Origin of the sequence: Xanthomonas sp. WHRI 1810A, from assembly GCF_040202885.1 — a bacterium.
In the GTDB taxonomy this organism is placed as follows: Bacteria; Pseudomonadota; Gammaproteobacteria; order Pseudomonadales; family Pseudomonadaceae; genus Aquipseudomonas.
This window is the reverse complement of sequence record NZ_JBEGED010000001.1, coordinates 1-20470: the sequence shown is the minus strand read 5'-3', so window position 1 is coordinate 20470 and position 20470 is coordinate 1. Positions and strand designations below refer to the sequence as shown.

Genomic DNA, 20470 nt, shown 5'->3' with positions numbered 1-20470 from the left:
CTCGGTAGCCCACAAAAAAATGGCGCTTCATCCCTGAGGCGCCAACGGGTGTCACTGCATTTCGACGATGACTTGCTCGTTCCACTGCTGAGGCAGGGCTTTCGAGGTTTTTTCCCACGCGGCGGCGTCTTTGATCGGGGTGACGCCTTTGTACTGCTCGTTAGGCAGCAACTGCTTCTGCACGTCTTCCGGCAGCTTCAGGTGCTCGGCGCGGATCGGACGGGCATTGCCGCGCGCCAGGTTGATCTGCCCGGCATCGCTGAAGATGTATTCGCGGGTCAGCTTGGCGGCATTCGGATGCTTGGCGTATTTGTTGATGATGGTGGTGTAGCCGGAAATCACCGAGCCGTCGGACGGGATCAGCACGACGTAGTCATCCGGATTGGCCATCTTGGCCTTGTAGCTCAGGCCGTTGAAGTCCCAGACCACACCGACTTCCACTTCGCCTTTTTCCATGGCCTGGATGGTGGGGTTGTTAATGCCCAGGCGTTTTTGCTTGGCCAGTTCGGTGAACAGCTGCAGGCCCGGTGCGATGTTGGTTTCGTCGCCCTTCATGGAAATCGCGGCAGCCAGCACGCCGTTGGCCGCTTGTGCCGCCGTGCTCACGTCGCCGATGGTGACTTTGTATTTGCCGGATTTGAGGTCAGCCCATTTGGTGGGGATGTCAGAACCGTGCAGCAGCTTCTTGTTGACGATGAAGGCGATGGTGCCGGTGTAGGCCAGAGCCCAGTGACCGTCTTTGTCTTTAGCCCAGTCCGGGACCTGATCCCAGGTGGTGGGCTTGTAGGGTTGGGTCACGCCCTTGGCCACGGCAATCGGGCCGAACGCGGCGCCGACATCGCCGATGTCGGCACTGGCGTTGTCTTTTTCCGCATCGAACTTGGCCACTTCCTGAGCCGAGCTCATGTCGGTGTCCATGTGCTTGAGACCGTACTTGGCCGAGAGGTCCGCCCAGGTGCCTTTCCAGTTCGCCCAGTCGTCGGGCATGCCCACGCTGTTGACCGCGCCTTCGGTCTTGGCCGCGGATTCCAGGGTTTTCAGGTCAGCGTCCGCGGCCATGGCCGATGTGCTCAGCGCGATGGCCGAACCCAGGAGTGATGCCAGCAAAAGGTGTTTCATTCGAAGCTCCTTGTGCACTTCTCGACGATTGTTAGAAGTGTTCGTTGCGGAAGGGTTGGTCTAGGTCAGCAATACCTGAGCCAAGTTAGGCCCGTTCAATGACACTTTCGTGTCTGGACCGTCTTTTGCTGGGGTATGCAAAGGGTGCGCGCTGGCCTGACCGCTAAGCGTAGACCATGGTCAAGTGATTGATATGAAACGTCTAAGCCGCTGGTGTGCAAGGGGTTTCAGGCGGTGGGTCGCTGGCTTGTCACTGAACAGTCATCTACGCTCCCTACGCTTGGCAGCACGCACATGAACCGATGCGCTCGATAAACTGCCCCAAAATAGCGCTGGTCTAGTCCAGGAAGGTAACGCGATGCGCGAAGATGCGCCCCGAGCCGTGACAGTTATCTGCAACGCCCTGCAAGAGCAGATCGAGCATGGCCTGCTGCCGCCCGGCAGCAAATTGCCCGCCGAACGCAAACTCAGTGAGGTGTTCGACACCACCCGTATCACCTTGCGCGAGGCCTTGGTCCAGCTTGAAGCACAGGGCCTGATTTACCGTGAAGAGCGGCGCGGCTGGTTTATCTCGCCGCCACGGCTGGCGTACGACCTGATGCGACGCAGTCATTTCCACGCCATGGTTCAGGCCCAGGGCCGCGTGCCGGAGACAACGGTAATCTCGGCGCGGTTGCAGCCCGCGTCCGCGCAGGTGTGCGAGTTGCTGCGACTGCCGGCGTTGTCCAGCGTGATCCAGATTTGCCGCGCCCGGCGCATCGATCAACGGCTGGTGCTGTACGTTGAGCACTACCTGAACCCCGATTATTTCCCGCAGATTCTCGAGTACGACCTCAACCAGTCGCTGACCGAGTTGTACGCCAGCCAGTACGGCATTCGCTACGGCCAGGTGCGGTTCGAAATGCTCCCGACCGCGCTGCCCATGGACGCGGCGGCGGCGCTGAAAGTGTCCATCGGCAGCCCCGCGTTGCGCATCGCCCGGGTCAACCACGACCAGCACGGCCGCCTGATCGATTGCGACCTGGAGTACTGGCGGCATGATGCGATTCATGTGAGTGCGGTGGTGGGCTAGCCCATGTAGGAGCGCGCTTGCCCGCGATTGCGGTGTGTCATTCAACTCGTTCGGTATTGATCCACCGCAATCGCGGGCAAGCGCGCTCCTACAGGTGCCGTGTTCAGCCTGTCGAATCGCTCTTCGCCCCACGAACCGCACTGACGCTACCGCCACTGGTGCTGACCTGCACATTCAGTCGGGGTGTCGCCAGGTCCATGCCGGCTTCGTCGAGGTAACGCTTGAGCGAGAGGTTGAACGCTCGGGAAACTTCCCACTGCTTGATCGGCGCGGTCTTGAACCGGGCGCGAAGGATCGCGTTGCCCGACTCGAAACTCTCCACCCCTTGAATCTCCAGCGGCGACCAGATGTTGCGGCGCTGCAAGGGGTCGGTGCGCATCTTCTGGCCGACGTCGCGAATCATCTTCAGCGCGTCATCAATGTTCATGTTCGAAGGGATGGCGATGCGAAAGATAGCGTAGCCGAACTCTCGCGAATAGTTCTGAATGCTCTTGATCTCGCTGAACGGAATGGTGTGCACGATCCCGTCGATATCCCGCAGGCGCACGGTGCGAATGGTCAGGCCTTCGACGGTGCCCAGGTGCCCGCCGACGTCCACGTAGTCGTCGATGGCCAGCGAATCCTCGATGATGATGAACAGCCCGGTGATCAAGTCCGCCACCAGCGACTGCGCGCCAAAACCGATTGCGATACCGATCACACCGGCACCGGCCAACAGTGGCGTCACGTTCATGCCCATGTTTGCCAGCGCGACGATCAGTGCGATGACGAAAATGGTCACGAACAGCACGTTGCGTATCAGCGGCATCATCGTCTGCGCCCGGGCGTTGGCCAGGCCTTTGCGCGAGCGGGTGAGGGCGTGGTGAATCGCGTTGTCGCTGATGATCCACACCAGCCAGGCGAACATCAGCGTCGTGGCCAGCCCGACCACTCGGACACTGATGTCATGCCCTTCGCCTTCGGCAAAGCGGATCAGCGACAACCCCCAGACCCGCAGCCCTAACTCGATGAACACGGCCCAGACCAGCAGGTGCACCACGATATAAAAGAAGTGTTTGAGCCGGTCCGAATACAGTGCATGGCGTTTGTGGCCGTGGCTGGGTCGCTGTGAATGCCGGCGCACCAGCCCGTTGATGACCATGCTCAACACCAGCAGCACGGTGCAGATCAGCGCCTGACGCAAGGCGGTGCTGGTGTCGCCCGCCGAGAAAAAGGTCGCGAACAGCGAGACGCCCACCAGCACCAGCGCAGGCAGGTACCAGAAGCTGCCGATGACGTCGATGCTGTCGCTCAGGGCGCGACGTTTCAGGCGGCGGGACAGCGGCTGGTTGCGGATCAGATGCGCGATGGGCCGACGGAAACGCAGGATGAACAGGCCGCTGGACAGGGCCGCCATGACATTGGCAAAGGTCGCGGCGGTGTGCGCCAGGTGTACGCCCAGGCTGGCGATCAGTCGCGGGTCACTCAGCGCCTCGCCGAAGGCGGCGAAACTGCCGATCCACCACAGCGGCCGAAAGGCCTGATGGCGCAGGATATACAGCGCCTGATGCCGGTGCGGGCCGTCGAGCAACGAGAACGCGATCACGCAAATCGCCGAAAACAGCGTGCCCACCACCAGCGCGTACGCCAGCACCATCGCCAGGTCACGGCCCAGCGAAGGCGGCAACGAGTAACTGAGGTAGATCGTGAAAATCAGCGCCACCAGCCACGGGCCGAGTTTGCGCAGCGCAAAGCGCAGCATGTCCACCGGGCGCGGGTGTTGCGGCAGTTCTTCCGACAGGCCGAAACGCAACCGCACCTTGTGCCCGAGCCAGATCAGCGCTGCCGCCGACAGGCCCCATAAACCCAACACCACGGCAAACCCAAAGATGATCGGCCACCATTGATTGGCGGGCAGCATCAGCGCGGCCAGTTCCTCCCGGGCCAGTGCGACTTCGTCTGACCAGCGACTGAGGGGGCTGTCATCCCCGGTGAACTGTTTTTCCAATTCGGCAAACGAGCTGCCGATCAATCCCAGCACGCCTTGCTCGGCGGTGGGTTGCGCTTTCCGGGTGGCGTCGCGCAGCTTTTTCAGATCATCCAGCAGCTTGGCCCGCTGCTGATCGTTTTCCAGCGAGGTGATGACCTCGTCCAGCGATTGCCCCAGCGGCGCCTGCGCTTCGGGCTGAGCTTTCTGCCCGCCGCCGAGCAAGCTCGGCAATCCTGCGGCCTGACTCATCGCAACAGGGAACAGCGCCAGCAGGGCGATCAACAACAGGCGGGAAACAACAAGCAGGCGGGCGGGAGCAATCACCGGGCTATCAACCTCAAATCGGCAGGCGCCCGCGACATTCAGCGGGAACCGGCTGGGCGTCTCGGACAGGGGCGTTTGAGTTTACGAGGGGTGTCCAGCCTTGGCGAGCGGCATTTTTTACCGCCGGGTGCGGCGCGGCAGAGCACGGTGTATGAGGCAACCCTTCCCTGTAGGAGCCAACTTGTTGGCGAAGCAGACGATGCGGTACATCAGCCACACCGCTTCGCGAACAAGTTCGCTCTCACCAAACAAGGGATTTGTTGTTGATTTTGAAGGCTCAACAACCTTGCTTCTGCCCGGAGGGCGTGGGAGTCCGGCTTGCCGACGATGGGCTGCGCAGCGGCCCCAAATCTAAGTCCTCGGCCTGTCAGACGCGCCGCGTGCACAGGTTTCACTGCCGGTTCCCGGCAGATCGCAGGACAAGCCAGCTCCCACGGCCTGCGGCCAGAATCAAAAGCACCCTAGGCCTCACAGTTTGCTGCGCGACAGCGCGGCGTCCGGACGACGAGGGATCTCCTGCAGGGATGGCGTCAGTCGTCAGGGCAACTCGACACACGCATAAAACGCGGTCAGCACCTTCACCAGATGCGCCAGGTCCTGGCTGCCCGCCAGTTCACGAATCGAATGCATCGCAAAGGTCGGCAGGCCGATATCAACAGTGCGGACGCCTAGATGGCTCGCGGTGATCGGGCCGATGGTTGATCCGCAGCCCATGTCGCTGCGCACCACGAAGCTTTGCACCGGGACTTCCTCGGCCATGCACAGATGGCGGAAGAACCCGGCAGTTTCGCTGTTGGTCGCGTAGCGCTGGTTGCTGTTGACCTTGATCACCGGGCCGGCGTTGAGTTTCGGGCCATGGTTGCCGTCGTGCTTGTCGGCGTAATTCGGATGCACGCCGTGGGCGTTGTCGGCCGAGACCAGCAGCGACTTCTGAATCGTGCGCACGTACTCATCGCCTTCCGGCAACAGGCGTTGCAGGATCTGCTCCAGCATCGGGCCGTCAGCGCCACAGGCCGAGGACGAACCGACTTCCTCGTGATCGGTGCAGACCAGCAGGCAGGTTTCTTCGGTGTCGGCGTTGAGCAACGCCTGCAACCCGGCAAAGCACGACAGCAGATTGTCCAGGCGCGCACCGGCGATGAAGTCACCGTTCAGGCCGACCACCGCCGCGCTTTGCGTGTCGTAGAAGCTCAGCTCGTAATCGAGCACCACGTCCGCATTCAAGCCGTGCTCACGGGCCAGTTGATCGGTGAGCAGCGCGCGGAAATCCGCACGCTCGTCGCCGGCCACCTGCGCCAGAATCGGCGGGAGTTCGAGCTGCGGATTGATCGCCCAGCCTTCGTTGGCGGTGCGATTGAGGTGAATCGCCAGGTTCGGAATGACGGCGATGGGCAGTTTGAAATCGATCAGCTGGCTCTCGACCTTGCCGTCGCGGCGGAAGGTGACACGCCCGGCCAGCGACAAGTCACGGTCAAACCACGGGGCGAGCAGGGCGCCGCCGTAGACTTCAACGCCCAGTTGCCAGAAACCCTGACGCTGCAACTCAGGTTGCGGCTTGACCCGCAGGCAGGGGCTGTCGGTGTGGGCGCCGACCAGACGAATGCCGCCGCTCAGCGCGGACAGGCGACCGAGCTTGAACGCGACGATGGAGGAATCGTTTCGGGTGACGTAATAGCGGCCACCGGCTTCGGTGGACCAGGTTTCACGCTCGTCCAGACGCTGAAAACCGGCGCCTTCGAGGCGTTGTACAAGACTGGCGGTGGCATGAAAGGGGGTGGGAGAGGCCTTGAGGAAATCGATCAGGCCCTGGTTCAACTCTTCGCGCATAAGTTACTCCTGACAGCAATGGGCGCGAGTTTACAGGCCAATGCCGGTTGGAGCGAGCGGGGTGATGGCGGGCGCGCGGTATTGATCGTTCCCACGCTCCGCGTGGGAACGCAGCCTTGGACGCTCCGCGTCTGGTGACGCGGAGCGTCATGAAGTCGCTACCACGCGGAGCGTGGGAGCCATCAAACGCTCAAAACGGCGCAGGGCACTCGAATCGCATCCGCTCGCCGGAACCCGGATGCGTAAAGCTCAACATGCTCGCATGCAGGCACAACCGCGGGTACGCCGCCAGCGCCTCGGGATGGGCGTACAACCCGTCCCCCAGCAATGGGTGACCGATGGACAGCATGTGCACCCGCAACTGATGCGAACGCCCGGTGATCGGCGTCAGCTCGACGCGGCAATGGGTGTAAAGCCGCTCCAGCACCTTCCAGAAGGTCAGCGCGTGCTTGCCCACTTCATGATCGACCACATGCCGTGGCTTGGTCGGCGGGTCGTAGCGCAACGGCAAATCGATGCTGCCGCTGTCCAGCGTGGGTTGGCCCCAGCACAGCGCGGTGTAGGCTTTTTCGGTTTCACGGTCATGAAACTGCCGCGACAACTCGCGATGGGTATCCGGGTCCCGCGCCAGCAGAATGATGCCGGACGTCTCCCAATCCAGCCGATGAACAATCCGCGCTTCGGGGTAGCCGTTTTCCTGCAGGCGGGTGATCAGGCAGTCCTTGTTATCGTCGGCGCGACCGGGAACAGAGAGCAGCAGCGTTGGTTTATCGACCACCAGAACGGCGTCGTCCTGATGAATGATGCGGATGTTCGACAACGGCATGTAACGGCCTCGAAGCGGCTGAACGCTGAAAACGCCAACGGCGGTATCCGGCGCCACTCCGTTAAGAGTGACGCTGGATACCGCCGCAGACTACCGCCGGATCAACGATCGGGCAGGGTGATGTTGAGCTCGAGGATCGAACAGCTGCCCTGGTTTTCCAGGGCGACATGCACTTGATCGTTCTCGATGTTGACGTATTTCCGGATCACTTCCACCAGCTCTTTCTGCAACGCCGGCAAGTAGTCCGGTGTGCTGCGCTGGCCGCGTTCGTGCGCCACGATGATCTGTAGACGCTCTTTCGCCACCGAGGCGGTGCTTACCTTTTTATTGGCACGAAAGAAGTCAAAAATATTCATTAATTACCCCCGAACAGGCGTTCGAAAAATCCCTTCTTCTGTACGTCCAGGAAACGGTGTTCTTTTTCCTTGCCCAGCAGGCGATCAACCGCATCGCTGTAGGCCTGGCCCGCATCGCTTTGATCATCGAGGATCACCGGCACGCCCTGGTTGGAGGCCTTGAGGACCGCCTGGGATTCCGGAATCACGCCCAGCAGGGTCACCGCGAGGATTTCCTTGACGTCTTCGACGCCCAGCATCTCGCCCTTGCTTACGCGCTCAGGGTTGTAGCGGGTCAGGAGCAGGTGCTCCTTGATCGGGTCTTCGCCACGCTCGGCGCGACGGGATTTGCTGGCCAGCAGGCCCAGCATGCGGTCGGAGTCACGCACCGACGACACTTCAGGGTTGGTCACGACGATGGCTTCATCGGCGAAATACATCGCGAGGTGAGCGCCCGTTTCGATACCGGCCGGGGAGTCGCAGACGACGTACTCGAAGGTTTCCTTGAGTTCCATCAGGACTTTTTCCACGCCTTCCTTGGTCAGCGCGTCTTTGTCACGGGTCTGGCTGGCGGCGAGGACGTACAGGCCTTCGATCTTCTTGTCTTTGATCAAGGCCTGCTGCAGGTTGGCTTCGCCATTGACCACGTTGACGAAGTCATACACGACGCGGCGTTCGCAACCCATGATCAGGTCGAGGTTACGCAGGCCGACGTCGAAGTCGACGATTACTGTTTTGTGGCCGCGCAAAGCGAGGCCGGTGCCGATGGCGGCGCTGGTGGTGGTCTTGCCCACACCACCCTTGCCGGATGTAACCACGAGAATCTTGGCCAAGGTGAATCACCCCTAGAGGAAAAGGAACCAGTTGTTCCTGAAGAACCCCTCGTGACGCAGCAATACTCGAGCAACGGTGCAGACATGAGCCTTTGACGGACCCAAGTTACGAGAAAACAACTGAATTTCCCGGATTTCCTTCCCTTTGCAGCGTTTTCGCGACGAATCAGAGTGGCTTTGAAAATGGCGCAGTATCCGTTAAAGACGGGTGATGTTCAACACGTCGCCGGACAGACTCACCTGTACCCCGGCACCCCACAGCGGATCCCTGCGCAGGTCTTCGGACACCTTGTATTGCCCGGCGATGGAAACCAGTTCGGCAACCATTTGCTGGCAGAAGATCCGGGCCTTGGTGTCGCCCTTGATGCCCGCCAGTGCCCGGCCCCGCATGGGGCCGTAGACATGGATGTTGCCATCGGCGAGAAGTTCCGCACCCGGACTGACCGACGAAATCACCACGAGGTCCGAGCCCTGCGCGTAGATCTGCTGCCCGCCGCGTACCGGCGCGGTGATGATCTTGGTCGGTTTGATCAGCGGTTCCGGCGGCTTTTCGATGATGACCGGTTTTTTTACTTCACCGTCGGTCGGGTCGAGGGGCCGTTCCCGCGCGCCTGAGGGCGGCAGTACCGGCAGGTCGATGGCGATGGCCGCGGCGATGTCTTCGATGCGGTTGGCGCGCACGGCCAGCGTGCGCAGGCCATGCTGGCGACACACGCGCATCAGCGCCGGCAGGTCGATGGCGCCCTCATTGGCCGGCAACTTGTCCAGCGCCAGCACCAGCGGAGTATTGCTGAAAAAATTCGGCGCCTGGGCGACCTTGGCCGCCAACTGACGGTCCAGCGCCTCAAGGTTGTTGCGCGCCAGCTCCAGCACCGTGATGGCAAGCATACTGCCCTTGAGCTGGAATACGTGCTCCTGGTCCTGCGATTCGATTTGGCTCATGTCGGCATACAGCGGCTTGTCGCTAAAAGTGCCGAGACTTATAACGAGAACGCTCGCGAGTCGCAAGCGAGCCACTACCGATCAGCCGCAACCCGTTCGCCATAACGATGTAGAATGCCCGCCTTTGTCTTGACGGAAGTTGTAATGGATCGCCCGCGTTTTCGAGCTTATTTTCTTCACCCGCGCTTCTGGCCACTATGGCTTGGGCTGGGCCTGCTCTGGCTGACCGTGCAATTGCCGTTTCGTGTGTTGCTGGTACTGGGCCGCGTGATCGGCGCACTGATGTACCGCGTTGCCACCGATCGTCGCGTGATCGCCGCGCGCAATCTGGAGCTGTGTTTTCCGCACCTGAGCAAGGCCGAGCGCAAGCGCCTGCTCAAGGAGAACTTCGCCTCTACCGGCATCGCCTTTTTCGAGATGGCCATGAGTTGGTGGTGGTCCAGGGAACGTCTGGCCACACTGGCGCACATCGAAGGGATCGAGCATCTCAAGCAGGCCCACGCCAACGGGCAGGGCGTGATTCTCATGGCGCTGCACTTCACGACGCTGGAAATCGGCGCCGCGCTGCTCGGTCAACAGCACACCATCGACGGCATGTACCGCGAACACCGCAACCCGTTGTTCGACTTCGTTCAGCGTCGTGGCCGCGAGCGGCACAATCCCGATTCCCTGGCCGTTGAGCGTGAAGACGTGCGCGGCATGCTTAAGCTGCTGCGGGCCGGTCGCGGGATCTGGTATGCGCCGGATCAGGACTACGGCGCCAAGCAGAGTGTGTTTGTGCCGTTGTTCGGGATTCAGGCGGCCACGGTGACCGCCACCAGCAAGTTCGCCAAGCTGGGCCGCGCGCTGGTGGTGCCGTTTACTCAGGAGCGTCTGGCGGATGGCAGCGGCTATCGCCTGGTGGTCCATCCACCGATGCAGGATTTCCCCGGCGAGAGCGATGAAGCCGACTGCCTGCGCATCAATCAGTGGGTTGAACGCGCCGTCACGGATTGCCCGTCGCAATACCTGTGGGCGCACCGGCGTTTCAAAAGCCGGCCACCGGGCGAGCCGAAGCTGTATCCCAAGCGCGGTTGAGGTCACTACTCGGATAAATGTGTAGGAGCGCGCTTGCCCGCGATGGCGTCGGTTCAGTCCATGTATCTCTTTTGGATGAACAATTTTTCGCGGGCAAGCGCGCTCCTACAGTTCGAGGGCAATAGTGACATCGCGCAATCAACGATTCGATGGCGATGCCGGGATCACGCGGTCAAACGATCATCCCGAAAGTCGCGCAGCGCCTGTTCGATCTCTTCTCGCGTGTTCATCACGAACGGGCCGTATTGCACGATGGGTTCGTGCAGTGGCTTGCCGGCGATCAGCAACACCCGGGCGCCAGACTCGCTGCGCAGCTGCAGCTCGCCGGTGTCCGACAGTCTTGCCAGGCGGCGCGTACCGATTTTCTGCGGCTGACCGACCACCTCCAGCTCGCCTTCGTACACGTACAAGAACGCACGATGGCCGTCCGGCACCTTCGGACTGATGCTGCTGCCTGCCAGCAGGTGGAAGTCGAAGTACTGTGGCTTGGTGTCCGGCCGCTGCACGGCGCCCGCTTGCTGCACCTGCCCGTCGTCGAACACGCCGGCGATCACCACCACTTCGACACCCGCCCGGGTGGTCAGGCGTGGAATGCGTTCCGGCTGAATGTCTTCATAGCTGGCGTCGTTCAGTTTCGATTTGCCCGGCAGGTTGAGCCACAACTGAAAGCCGCGCATGGTGCCTTCTTCCTGCTCCGGCATCTCGCTGTGAATCACCCCGCGCGCCGCGGTCATCCATTGCACGCCGCCGCCCTGCAGCAGGCCGACATTGCCCATGTGATCTTCATGGCGCATGCGGCCTTCGAGCATGTAGGTCACGGTCTCGAAGCCGCGATGAGGGTGCGGCGGAAAGCCGGCGATGTAGTCGTCGGGCTTGTCGGAACCGAACTCGTCGAGCATCAGAAACGGGTCGAACTGCTCGACACCCGCTCCGCCGAACACGCGGGTCAACTGTACCCCGGCACCGTCGGACGTCGGCTGGCCGGCCTGGATCGCCAGCACTTTGCGTAGTTGAGTCATGAAAAGGCAACTCCTGAACAGGGTTTGAATGGGGGTTATGCTATGCCTGTTCGGGCGATGGATGGGTGGGATTTTTGTGGGGGATTGATCGATTTGACTGATCGAAACTGTAGGAGCGCGCTTGCCCGCGAAAGGGGCGTGCCAGGCGGTGAATGTATTACAGGCAGACCATAATCGCGGGCAAGCGCGCCCCTACAAAAGCAAAAACGGCCCACCGAATGACTTCGATGGGCCGTTTGTCCTACGCGATTCCCTTATTCGGAAATCTGCAACTTGCGCGCTTCGGTGTACACGTAACGCACTTTTTCGTACTCGAACGGCGAGTTCATCTGACCGTAGCGGAAGCTGGTGCTGTAGCGGCGATCGATGGCCCGCAGCAGGTAGATTTCCGGGTGGTCTTCGCTGACCTGCGACACGTTCAGGAAGTTGATCTGCGACTCGGCGGTGAAGTCGAACAGCAAGCCACCGGTGTCGCGGAAGTTCGACGGCCCCAGAATCGGCAGCACGAAGTACGGACCGGCTGGCACACCGTAGAAGCCCAACGTCTGACCGAAGTCTTCGCTCTGACGCGGCAGCCCCATCATGGTTGCCGGGTCCCAGACGCCGGCGATGCCGAGGGTGGTGTTGACCAGCAGGCGGCCGGTGGTTTCCAGCGAGCGCTTGCCTTTGAACTGCAGCAGGCTGTTCAGCAGGTTGGGGATTTCGCCCAGGTTGCTGAAGAAGTTGCTGACGCCGGTGCGCAGGAACGACGGGGTCACGTACTTGTAGCCGTTGACCACGGGCAGGAATACCCACTCATCGAAGCGGTAGTTGAAGTGATAGACGCGACGGTTCCAGGATTCCAGCGGGTCGTACACGTTCAACGCGTTGAGCGTGGCCCGTTCGAACTCGCGCTGGTCAAGGCCCGGGTTGAATTTGAGCGACTTCAACGGCTCGGTAAAACCGTCCGGATTGTCGACCCGACTGACCGGGTTGGCCTGGGAAACGATCGGCGCGTCGGCCGCGTGAGCCATGCCTGCGCACAGCAGGGTAGCGAGGAGAAGCAGACGTTTAGCCACGGAAAAACTCCAGCATGGCGTCGGAGTTGACGCGGTAGTTCAGATTGCCGCAATGACCGCCGTACGGGTAAACGGTCAGGCGATCGCCAAAGGTCTTGCGCAGGAAGCCGAGGTCACCCGGGCCGAGGATCACGTCATCGGCGTTGTGCATGACCGCAATCTTCTTGCTGGTGCTCAGGTAATCCTTCAGCGCGTACAAGCTCACCTGATCGACCAGTTGCAGCAGGCTGCCACCGTCGGTGCGGGCCCGCCACATCGGAATCACTTGCTCGGTCACGTAGCAATCAAAGTCGCATTGCAGCGCGCGCTTGAGAAACGGCGTCAGGCTGGTGCCTTCGGTGATCGGCGTCTTGGGCGGGGTAATCAGGCCGCGACGGTTGATCAGGTCGGAGGTGAATGCGATGTCGGCGGCCGAGAAGCGGAACGAGGTGCCGATCAGCATGGCCATCTGTTCGTTGGACAAGTGCTGCTTGGACTGCTGGAAGTCATACAGCAGGGCGTCATTGAGGTCGATGTAGCCTTTCTGGCGGAAGTAACGGGTCAACTTGGCCAGTACCAGTTCATAGAACGTGGTGCTGTTGTTGATGCCTTTGACGTCGGTCTGCACCATTTTGTCCAGGTTGCTGATCGAGGTGTACAGGTTAACCGGCGGGTTGATCAGCAGCACTTTCTTGAAGTTGAAACTGCGGCGGGTTTCGTCCAGATGGGCAACGAACGCGGCATCGAGGGCCCCCAGGCTGTAACCGGTCAGGTAATAGTCGGTGATCTGCAGTTTGCTCTGTTGCGCACGCACCGCTTGCATCACGCGGTACAGGTCTTCGGCGTCTTCCTTGGTCACGCCAGGGGTGGCGAAACGGGAAGCGGCGCTCATGAAGTCATAGCTGGTCGGCGAAGACAGCTGCACCACGTTATAGCCGGCGCCGTAATACAGTTTTTTCAGAAATTCGTTGAGCGTGCTGTTGTATGGCGCGCCGGTGCCGGCGATCAGGAAGATCAGCGGGGCGGGGTGGTCCTGCTTGGCGAGGCGATAACGCAGCTTCTTTACCGCCCAGAAGTTGTCGGGCAACGTGAACTCGCGCTCCGGGCGCAGGGTGAGGCTGTAATCGTCCTGATCGATGTCAGCGTCATCCGGCACTTTACTGCGCAGGTCAGGCGGGGTCGTGGCAATGGTCGCTTCGAACGGGTTGGTCAAAGGGAAGCCATAACTGGACGGGTCGACATCGACCGCCATCACGGACGCACTCAAAAAGAGGCCGCCCATCACGGCGGCGAAGCGTAGAAAACGAAGCATGACTAAATCCCTTGGGAAAGAAGTGCTGTTGAGATATCGCAGGCTATGACACGGGTGCAGTGCCAAAGTGCCGCTCTGGCAAGTCAGTTATATAAAGCCTTGGGGACAATACACGTTCTGCTGCTTTTGGCATGCACAAGTGTGTTTTAAACGTTATCCGATATTGCAATTTCGTGGCTGACGTTATGCTGTCGGCCGTTTTCACTCGTTCTGGAGTTTCTTGTGTCGCGTCGCGTGCCGCTCGTGTTGCTGTGTGTTGCCCTGGCTGTCTGGCTGGCGATCAGTTATGGCTTGCGCTATGGGCTGATGGAGGACGTGCAGTGGGTCGGCTTGTGTACCGATGAGGCGGTGCGATGGGAATGCCAGGTGCGGGCGAACCTTGGGCTGTTGATTCACTTCCAGGTGTTCGGCTGGGCGGCGCTGATCGCGTCGGCAGTGGCGTTTTTGGTGCCTCACCGTGCCGGGCGAGTGCTCGCGTTTGTGGGGCTGTTGCTGGGGATACTGGCGCTGGTGCTTTACACCGCCAGCCTGGCGGTGTTTGCGGTGGTGATCGCCGGGTTGCGCTTGGTGCGCGCCCGCTGATTACAACGCGGTTCAAATGTAGGAGCTGACGAGCTGCCGAAGGCTGCGATTGCGGTGTACCTGACACACCGCCTCGCAGCCTTCGGCAGCTCGGCAGCTCCTACACAGATCTCGTTAGATCCTGAAATCCACACAGCAGAAAGGGGAGCCGAGGCTCCCCTATCAAATCGTTGCACGTGCTCTTTTTTTATTGTTATAGGGCGGCCTGTTATTGTTTTTGGCGACCATTCCCTTTACTGCTTCTTCGTGATCCCCATACGGGATACAAGAGCAAACGTATTTTTTTGAGCGCTGACTTGCCTTCGATCAATCGATCCAACCAGTTCGGGCGCTACCTGAGGTAGTTTTATTGTTCTCTGCCCGGTCGCGGGGTCAATTCCCCGTAAAGCACATCCACTCCAAAAAAATCTGTTAGCTGCGTCTCTGTGCCATTGTTTTTGTTGTGTCAGAGCCGATTCGTCTTATTTTTATTGGATTGCCGCTTTTTATTCTTGTTATGCAGAAGATATAGCAGGGCGCGTGCCAACTTTTGTAATTCTTTGTAAATCAATGGTTTGCGATGGCTTACGAAAAAGGACGCCTGACGAGGACGGAATTCTGTTTCCGTGTTACCCGCTTTTTGAGTCGTGATTCATCAAGCGGTAACACAATGTATCCGTCATCCCCCCATCCGGTTACACGCGGGGGTGACACGGCCTGCTTACACGGCCACCGGTCGCGCGGGTAAAGGCTCTGCAGAAGGTGCCACGGCCTGAACACCCAGGCTGCGCCAAAGCGCCAACGTCATCAGCACGCTGACCCATGCCCAACTCCAGGCCTGCGGGTTGACCAAGCCTTCGCGATACAGCTGCGGGACAATGCCCAGACCGACGATGCACGCCAGCAATGTGATCTCCCTGCGCGGGGCCTTCACCGGCCGCACCAGATAGAACAGCGCCGGCAGCACCAGCGTCGCGGTCGGGAAGCTGCGGTAGCGGGGATCGAAGACCATCGACAGCATCATCACCGCAGCGGCGAACCCGGCGGCGCACAGCCACCAGCCCGCACGATGGTCAAGCCACTGGAACGCCTTGCCCCGCCAGCCGTTGCGCGCCGAAAGGGTCAGCGCGGCATGGGCCATCACCAACAGATTCAGGCCGATCAGCAACCCTGCCCACACGTACTCGCCCGGGAAGCGGCTGGTCACCCGCGCCAGTTCGCCCCACGTCCCGAGACAACACGCACCCAGGGCAGCCATTAAAGGAAGCAACAAGGCACTGCGCGGTTGAGTCACGCGCCCGGCGAGGATCAGCGTCAGCACCGTGATGCCGCCGCTGACCGCCAGCCAGAACGGCCAGTACGGCAGATTCGACACCGGACCGGCCAGCACGCCCTTGTCCTGACGGTCAGCGTCGAACAGTCCCCAGTAACCGCCCACCGCACCTTCTGCCGCACGCTTCCACGGCTGGTCGAAGGCCTCAATGAGGTTGTAATGCCAGCCATTGTGCTCAGCCATGGCCACGAAGCTGCGGATGAACTTCGCCTCATTCACCCGGCTGGGCAGGGCGGTTTCCCGCTGACGGCCTTCGCTGGGCCAACCGGTCTCGCCGATCAGAATGTCCTTGGGCGCAAAACGGCTGCCGAAGGTCTGGCGGATCTGCGCCACGTGGGCCAGGGCGTCATCGATGCCTTTCGGATCGTCCTCCCAGTACGGCAGCAGGTGAATCGTCAGGAAGTCCACTGCCGGCGCGACTTCCGGGTATTGCAGCCAGTATTCCCAGACGTCGGCGTAGGTGACCGGTTGCTTGACCTGGGCCTTCACCTGGCGAATCAGCGTGGCCAGTTGGGCGCCGGTGACTTCCTTGCGTAACAACGCCTCGTTACCGACGATCACGGCGGTCACAACGTCCGGGTTGGCGTTGGCCTGTTCGATCAGCGCTTTGACTTCCTTGGCGGTGTCGACCGGGTTGCTGTTGATCCACGCGCCCAGCATCACTTTGAGCCCGTGCTTGCGCGCGAGGGCCGGGATCGCCTCCAGGCCGGTCATGGAGTACGTCCGGATGCACTCAAAGCGGGTCGCGAGCAACGCCAGGTCGGCATCCATGCGTTCGGGGCGCAGCTTGAACGGCTGATCGAACGGCGACTGATCCTTATCGAACGGGGTGTAGGACGCGCACTGTAATTTGTGGGTCGGCGTGGCGGCGTCCGGCAGCGTCACCGGTTTGCCGAGGGCGTACCAGTAACCGCACAGCGCGAGCAGGGCAATCAGACAGGCAAACAGATAGATGACGACAGGAGAGCGGGCGGTGGCGGGCATGTTCGGGCCGAAGTGGGGCAGGAAGCGGCATATTAGCATCGGCAACGCTCCCCCTGTAGGAGCGCGCTTGCCCGCGATTGCGCTGGATCGGGCACATCATCGGCCCTGACACACCGAGATCGCGGGCAAGCGCGCTCCTACAGATGACCTGCCTTGGTTTCCCATGCAATTTCCGTTCGGCCCCGGGCCGTTTTGCGACCTCATTGTCGCTGATGGCCCCGTGCTGTCGTTTCCCGATGGGTCAGTGTCGCTGACAGCTAAGGGAGGGGGCCGGTGCAGGTCGATGATCATGCAGTCAGCGCGAGGTGGTTCATCGCACGGGCAAGCAAATCAAGCGTTAAAGGCGCGTGACGCGCCCTTTATGGGCGCAGGTCGCAGCCTCAAAAAAACGTTAACGATGCCCGACGACATTCGGGTTCAGGACTACCGGGGAAGTGAAGATGAAGATGCGAAAAATCCTGGGTGCGGGCGCTGTTCTGGCGCTTGCCATCAGTTCCACGCTGGCCCTTGCTGACACCAAACCGGAGCTGAGTGTCGGCTACGTTGATGGCTGGTCCGACAGTGTCGCGACCACCAACGTGGCGGCTGAAGTGATCAAGGAAAAACTGGGCTACCCGGTCAAGCTGCAAGCGGTCGCGGCCGGGATCATGTGGCAAGGCGTTGCCACCGGCAAACTGGACATGATCCTGTCGGCCTGGCTGCCGGTGACCCACGGCGAATACTGGGCCAAGAACAAGGACAAGGTGGTCGACTACGGCGCCAACTTCAAGGACGCCAAGATTGGTCTGATCGTGCCTGAGTACGTGAAGGCCAATTCGATCGAAGACCTCAAGACCGATGAGTCCTTCAAGAAGAAAATCGTCGGCATTGACGCCGGTTCAGGCGTGATGATCAAGACGGACCAGGCGATCAAGGACTACGGTCTGGACGGTTACAAACTTCAGGCGAGTTCCGGCGCCGGCATGATTGCCGAGCTGACCCGCGCTGAAAACAAGAAAGAATCCATCGCCGTGACCGGCTGGGTGCCGCACTGGATGTTCGCCAAGTGGAAGCTGAAATTCCTCGAAGACCCGAAAGGCGTCTACGGCGCAGCGGAGACCGTGGACAGCATCGGCAGCACTGAACTGGCCAAGAAAGCCCCGGACGTCGTGGAGTTCCTGAAGAAATTCCAGTGGAGCTCCAAGGATGAAATCGGCGAAGTCATGCTCGCCATCCAGGACGGCGCCAAGCCTGAGGCAGCGGCCAAGGCCTGGATCGCCAAGCACCCGGATCGCGTGAAAGAGTGGACCGGTAAGTAAGGTGTCTTGAAACCCGATTCACCAGAACCGCCCCGTCTAACGATGGGGCGGTTTTTTTTTCGTTCTTGGAATGTCCGACTGTAGGAGCGCGCTTGCCCGCGATGGCGGTGTGTCAGGCGACGATGATGTACTTGATAAGGCGCTATCGCGGGCAAGCGCGCTCCTACAGGTGCCGCGCCAAGGTAAATGGACGTTCACCCCTCCACACCTGCTGTCGTTCTAATACTAAGGTCGTCTGGAGTGCGTCCCAGAGCGGACTAAAGTGCAATACGTGACATCTCATCTGTGCTGCGAGGACAAAAACAATGAACGACAGCATTTACCTCTCGATTCAAAACAGCCCGCGTTTCAAGGAGCTGGTGCAGAAGCGAGAAAAATTCGCCTGGATTCTTTCGGCGATCATGCTTGGGCTCTATGCCGCTTTCATCCTTTTGATTGCGTACGGGCCGCATATTCTGGGCGCGAAACTCAGCCCCACTTCAACCATCACCTGGGGTATGCCGATTGGCGTCGGGCTGATTCTTTCAGCGTTCGTGCTGACCGCCATCTACGTTCGCCGTGCCAACGGTGAATTCGATGACCTGAACAACGCGATCCTGAAGGAGGCACAGCGATGATCCGGCGCCTATCCGCGGCCCTTGGCCTTGCTGCTTTCGCCCCGACCCTCTGGGCGGCCGATGCCTTGACGGGCGCCGTGCAGAAACAACCGCTCAACGTCTCGGCGATCATCATGTTCGTCGTGTTCGTGGCGTTCACCCTGTACATCACCTACTGGGCGTCGAAAAAGAACAAGACCGCATCCGACTACTACTCGGCGGGCGGCAAGATCACCGGTTTTCAGAACGGTCTGGCCATTGCCGGGGACTACATGTCGGCGGCGTCCTTCCTGGGGATTTCCGCGCTGGTCTACACCTCCGGCTACGACGGTCTGATCTACTCCATCGGGTTTCTGGTCGGCTGGCCGATCATCCTGTTCCTGATTGCCGAACGCCTGCGCAACCTGGGCAAGTACACCTTCGCCGACGTGGCGTCCTATCGCCTCAAGCAGAAGGAAATCCGTACCTTGTCCGCCTGCGGTTCGCTGGTGGTGGTGGCGTTCTACCTGATCGCACAAATGGTCGGTGCCGGCAAACTGATCCAGTTGCTGTTCGGGCTGGACTACGCCGTTGCGGTCGTCCTCGTCGGCATCCTGATGTGCTTGTACGTGTTGTTCGGCGGCATGCTGGCCACCACGTGGGTGCAGATCATCAAGGCGGTGATGCTGCTGTCCGGTGCGTCGTTCATGGCGCTGATGGTCATGAAGCACGTCAACTTCGACTTCAACACGCTGTTCTCCGAGGCGATCAAGGTTCACCCCAAAGGTGAAGCGATCATGAGCCCGGGCGGTTTGGTCAAAGACCCGATCTCCGCGTTCTCGCTGGGGCTGGCACTGATGTTCGGTACCGCGGGCCTGCCGCACATCCTGATGCGCTTCTTTACAGTGAGTGACGCCAAGGAAGCCCGCAAGTCAGTGCTCTATGCCACCGGCTTCATCGGGTACTTCTACATCCTGACCTTCATCATCGGCTTCGGCGCGATTCTGCTGGTCAGCACCAACCCGGCGTTCAAGGATGCAGCAGGCGCCTTGCTCGGCGGCAACAACATGGCGGCGGTGCACCTGGCCGATGCAGTGGGCGGCAGTCTGTTCCTGGGCTTCATCTCGGCGGTGGCGTTCGCGACCATCCTGGCGGTAGTGGCCGGTTTGACGTTGGCTGGTGCTTCGGCGGTGTCGCATGACCTGTATGCCAGCGTGATCAAGGCCGGCAAGGCCAACGAGAAAGACGAGATCCGGGTGTCGAAATACACCACCGTTGCGCTGGCGGTTGTCGCGATCCTGTTGGGTATCGCCTTCGAAAGCCAGAACATCGCGTTCATGGTGGGCCTGGCGTTCTCCATCGCGGCGAGCTGCAACTTCCCTGTGCTGTTGCTCTCGATGTACTGGAAAAACCTGACCACCCGTGGCGCCATGATCGGCGGCTGGATGGGGTTGATCAGTGCAGTGGTGCTGATGATTCTTGGCCCTACCATCTGGGTGCAGATTCTGCATCACGAGAAGGCGATCTTCCCGTACGAGTACCCGGCGCTGTTCTCGATTGCTATCGCGTTTGTGGGGATCTGGTTCTTCTCGATTACCGACAAGTCGAAAGCGGCGGAGGGCGAACGTGCCTTGTTCTTCCCGCAGTTCGTACGCTCGCAGACTGGCCTGGGGGCCAGTGGTGCGGTGTCGCATTGATGTGAAGTAGCGGTTGTACACCAGACGCCCCGATGAGATATCGGGGCGTTTTTGTGTGTGGGTTCTGGTAGCACGCTGACCCCTGTAGGAGCTGACGAGCCTGTGCGGGGCTCCGGGGTCGCGCTCGACCGATGCGGTGTGCCTGACATGCCTTAAATCGTGTGAATATCCATTATTAGCGGTGTGGCTGACATCGGTTCCGCTCTTACAGCGGGTCACTTTTGTAAAAGCGACAAAAGTAACCAAAAACGCTTTGCTCCCGGTTTGGCCCTCCTTCGTCGGGTTCCCTCACTCCGGCGACGCTCCGTGGGCACGCCGCCAACGGCCATC

At 60.5% G+C, this 20470-nt stretch carries 17 protein-coding genes; 6 read left to right on the top strand and 11 right to left on the bottom strand.

The window, feature by feature from the left end; translation table 11 throughout:
• Positions 1–51 precede the first annotated feature (51 nt).
• A complete protein-coding gene (locus ABQX22_RS00085) occupies positions 52–1119 on the bottom strand; it encodes an ABC transporter substrate-binding protein (protein ID WP_349795273.1) in 1068 nt (355 codons plus the stop codon).
• Between the two features lie 358 nt (positions 1120–1477).
• Here ABQX22_RS00085 and phnR point away from each other — a divergent pair, with 358 nt between their 5' ends.
• The gene (gene phnR, locus ABQX22_RS00080; RefSeq protein ID WP_349795271.1) at positions 1478–2191 is read left to right on the top strand and encodes a phosphonate utilization transcriptional regulator PhnR; all 714 of its coding nucleotides are present in this window, start codon (positions 1478–1480) and stop codon (positions 2189–2191) included.
• A gap of 103 nt (positions 2192–2294) precedes the next feature.
• On the opposite strand, the gene ABQX22_RS00075 is transcribed toward phnR, so the two are convergent.
• The 6 genes from ABQX22_RS00075 to minC form a co-directional block, all read right to left on the bottom strand.
• On the bottom strand, positions 2295–4484 hold the full coding sequence (locus ABQX22_RS00075; protein WP_349795269.1) for a mechanosensitive ion channel family protein: 2190 nt from the start codon (positions 4482–4484) through the stop codon (positions 2295–2297).
• A 537-nt stretch (positions 4485–5021) separates the two neighbouring features.
• Positions 5022–6311: a M18 family aminopeptidase gene (locus tag ABQX22_RS00070; RefSeq protein WP_349795267.1), complete on the bottom strand. Its 1290-nt coding sequence runs from the start codon at positions 6309–6311 to the stop codon at positions 5022–5024.
• 190 nt (positions 6312–6501) lie between these two features.
• Entirely contained in the window at positions 6502–7137 is a 636-nt protein-coding gene (locus ABQX22_RS00065; RefSeq protein ID WP_349795265.1) for an RluA family pseudouridine synthase, read from the bottom strand.
• A 101-nt stretch (positions 7138–7238) separates the two neighbouring features.
• Positions 7239–7493 carry a cell division topological specificity factor MinE gene (gene minE / locus ABQX22_RS00060; protein ID WP_349795263.1) on the bottom strand — a complete coding sequence of 85 codons (255 nt, stop codon included), beginning with the start codon at positions 7491–7493 and terminating at the stop codon, positions 7239–7241.
• Entirely contained in the window at positions 7493–8305 is an 813-nt protein-coding gene (minD, locus tag ABQX22_RS00055; protein ID WP_237254080.1) for a septum site-determining protein MinD, read from the bottom strand. The genes minE and minD overlap by 1 nt, the downstream gene beginning before the upstream one ends.
• A gap of 198 nt (positions 8306–8503) precedes the next feature.
• Positions 8504–9247 carry a septum site-determining protein MinC gene (gene minC / locus ABQX22_RS00050; RefSeq protein WP_349795261.1) on the bottom strand — a complete coding sequence of 248 codons (744 nt, stop codon included), beginning with the start codon at positions 9245–9247 and terminating at the stop codon, positions 8504–8506.
• 144 nt (positions 9248–9391) lie between these two features.
• Between minC and ABQX22_RS00045 the strand changes: the two genes are divergently transcribed.
• Positions 9392–10324 carry a lipid A biosynthesis lauroyl acyltransferase gene (locus tag ABQX22_RS00045; RefSeq protein WP_349795259.1) on the top strand — a complete coding sequence of 311 codons (933 nt, stop codon included), beginning with the start codon at positions 9392–9394 and terminating at the stop codon, positions 10322–10324.
• Positions 10325–10488: 164 nt separating this feature from the next.
• On the opposite strand, the gene ABQX22_RS00040 is transcribed toward ABQX22_RS00045, so the two are convergent.
• The 3 genes from ABQX22_RS00040 to ABQX22_RS00030 form a co-directional block, all read right to left on the bottom strand.
• Positions 10489–11343, bottom strand: a complete 855-nt coding sequence (locus tag ABQX22_RS00040; protein WP_349795257.1) for a pirin family protein — start codon at positions 11341–11343, stop codon at positions 10489–10491.
• A gap of 254 nt (positions 11344–11597) precedes the next feature.
• The gene (locus tag ABQX22_RS00035; RefSeq protein WP_349795255.1) at positions 11598–12401 is read right to left on the bottom strand and encodes an MlaA family lipoprotein; all 804 of its coding nucleotides are present in this window, start codon (positions 12399–12401) and stop codon (positions 11598–11600) included.
• The gene (locus ABQX22_RS00030) at positions 12394–13692 is read right to left on the bottom strand and encodes a hypothetical protein (RefSeq protein WP_349795253.1); all 1299 of its coding nucleotides are present in this window, start codon (positions 13690–13692) and stop codon (positions 12394–12396) included. The genes ABQX22_RS00035 and ABQX22_RS00030 overlap by 8 nt, the downstream gene beginning before the upstream one ends.
• 222 nt (positions 13693–13914) lie before the next feature.
• Between ABQX22_RS00030 and ABQX22_RS00025 the strand changes: the two genes are divergently transcribed.
• On the top strand, positions 13915–14274 hold the full coding sequence (locus ABQX22_RS00025; protein WP_349795251.1) for a hypothetical protein: 360 nt from the start codon (positions 13915–13917) through the stop codon (positions 14272–14274).
• 700 nt (positions 14275–14974) lie between these two features.
• Here the strand turns inward: ABQX22_RS00025 and ABQX22_RS00020 are convergent.
• Positions 14975–16609, bottom strand: coding sequence for a glycoside hydrolase family 17 protein (locus ABQX22_RS00020; RefSeq protein ID WP_349795249.1), 1635 nt, complete (start codon positions 16607–16609; stop codon positions 14975–14977).
• Positions 16610–17010: 401 nt separating this feature from the next.
• Here ABQX22_RS00020 and ABQX22_RS00015 point away from each other — a divergent pair, with 401 nt between their 5' ends.
• From ABQX22_RS00015 to ABQX22_RS00005, 3 genes are all read left to right on the top strand, one after another.
• On the top strand, positions 17011–17868 hold the full coding sequence (locus ABQX22_RS00015; RefSeq protein WP_349795247.1) for a glycine betaine ABC transporter substrate-binding protein: 858 nt from the start codon (positions 17011–17013) through the stop codon (positions 17866–17868).
• A 305-nt stretch (positions 17869–18173) separates the two neighbouring features.
• Entirely contained in the window at positions 18174–18485 is a 312-nt protein-coding gene (locus ABQX22_RS00010) for a DUF485 domain-containing protein (RefSeq protein ID WP_349795245.1), read from the top strand.
• The gene (locus tag ABQX22_RS00005) at positions 18482–20140 is read left to right on the top strand and encodes a cation acetate symporter (protein WP_349795243.1); all 1659 of its coding nucleotides are present in this window, start codon (positions 18482–18484) and stop codon (positions 20138–20140) included. Before ABQX22_RS00010 ends, ABQX22_RS00005 begins: the two co-directional genes overlap by 4 nt.
• Positions 20141–20470 lie beyond the last annotated feature (330 nt).

Excerpts from the sequence above, each read along its gene's own strand:
- minE (WP_349795263.1), bottom strand. The coding sequence starts at position 7,493 with ATGAATATTTTTGACTTCTTTCGTGCCAATAAAAAGGTAAGCACCGCC.
- ABQX22_RS00030 (WP_349795253.1), bottom strand. The coding sequence starts at position 13,692 with ATGCTTCGTTTTCTACGCTTCGCCGCCGTGATGGGCGGCCTCTTTTTG.
- ABQX22_RS00040 (WP_349795257.1), bottom strand. The coding sequence starts at position 11,343 with ATGACTCAACTACGCAAAGTGCTGGCGATCCAGGCCGGCCAGCCGACG.
- ABQX22_RS00085 (WP_349795273.1), bottom strand. The coding sequence starts at position 1,119 with ATGAAACACCTTTTGCTGGCATCACTCCTGGGTTCGGCCATCGCGCTG.
- phnR (WP_349795271.1), top strand. The coding sequence starts at position 1,478 with ATGCGCGAAGATGCGCCCCGAGCCGTGACAGTTATCTGCAACGCCCTG.
- ABQX22_RS00010 (WP_349795245.1), top strand. The coding sequence starts at position 18,174 with ATGAACGACAGCATTTACCTCTCGATTCAAAACAGCCCGCGTTTCAAG.
- ABQX22_RS00045 (WP_349795259.1), top strand. The coding sequence starts at position 9,392 with ATGGATCGCCCGCGTTTTCGAGCTTATTTTCTTCACCCGCGCTTCTGG.
- minC (WP_349795261.1), bottom strand. The coding sequence starts at position 9,247 with ATGAGCCAAATCGAATCGCAGGACCAGGAGCACGTATTCCAGCTCAAG.
- ABQX22_RS00020 (WP_349795249.1), bottom strand. The coding sequence starts at position 16,609 with ATGCTAATATGCCGCTTCCTGCCCCACTTCGGCCCGAACATGCCCGCC.
- ABQX22_RS00015 (WP_349795247.1), top strand. The coding sequence starts at position 17,011 with ATGAAGATGCGAAAAATCCTGGGTGCGGGCGCTGTTCTGGCGCTTGCC.
- ABQX22_RS00070 (WP_349795267.1), bottom strand. The coding sequence starts at position 6,311 with ATGCGCGAAGAGTTGAACCAGGGCCTGATCGATTTCCTCAAGGCCTCT.
- ABQX22_RS00005 (WP_349795243.1), top strand. The coding sequence starts at position 18,482 with ATGATCCGGCGCCTATCCGCGGCCCTTGGCCTTGCTGCTTTCGCCCCG.
- ABQX22_RS00065 (WP_349795265.1), bottom strand. The coding sequence starts at position 7,137 with ATGCCGTTGTCGAACATCCGCATCATTCATCAGGACGACGCCGTTCTG.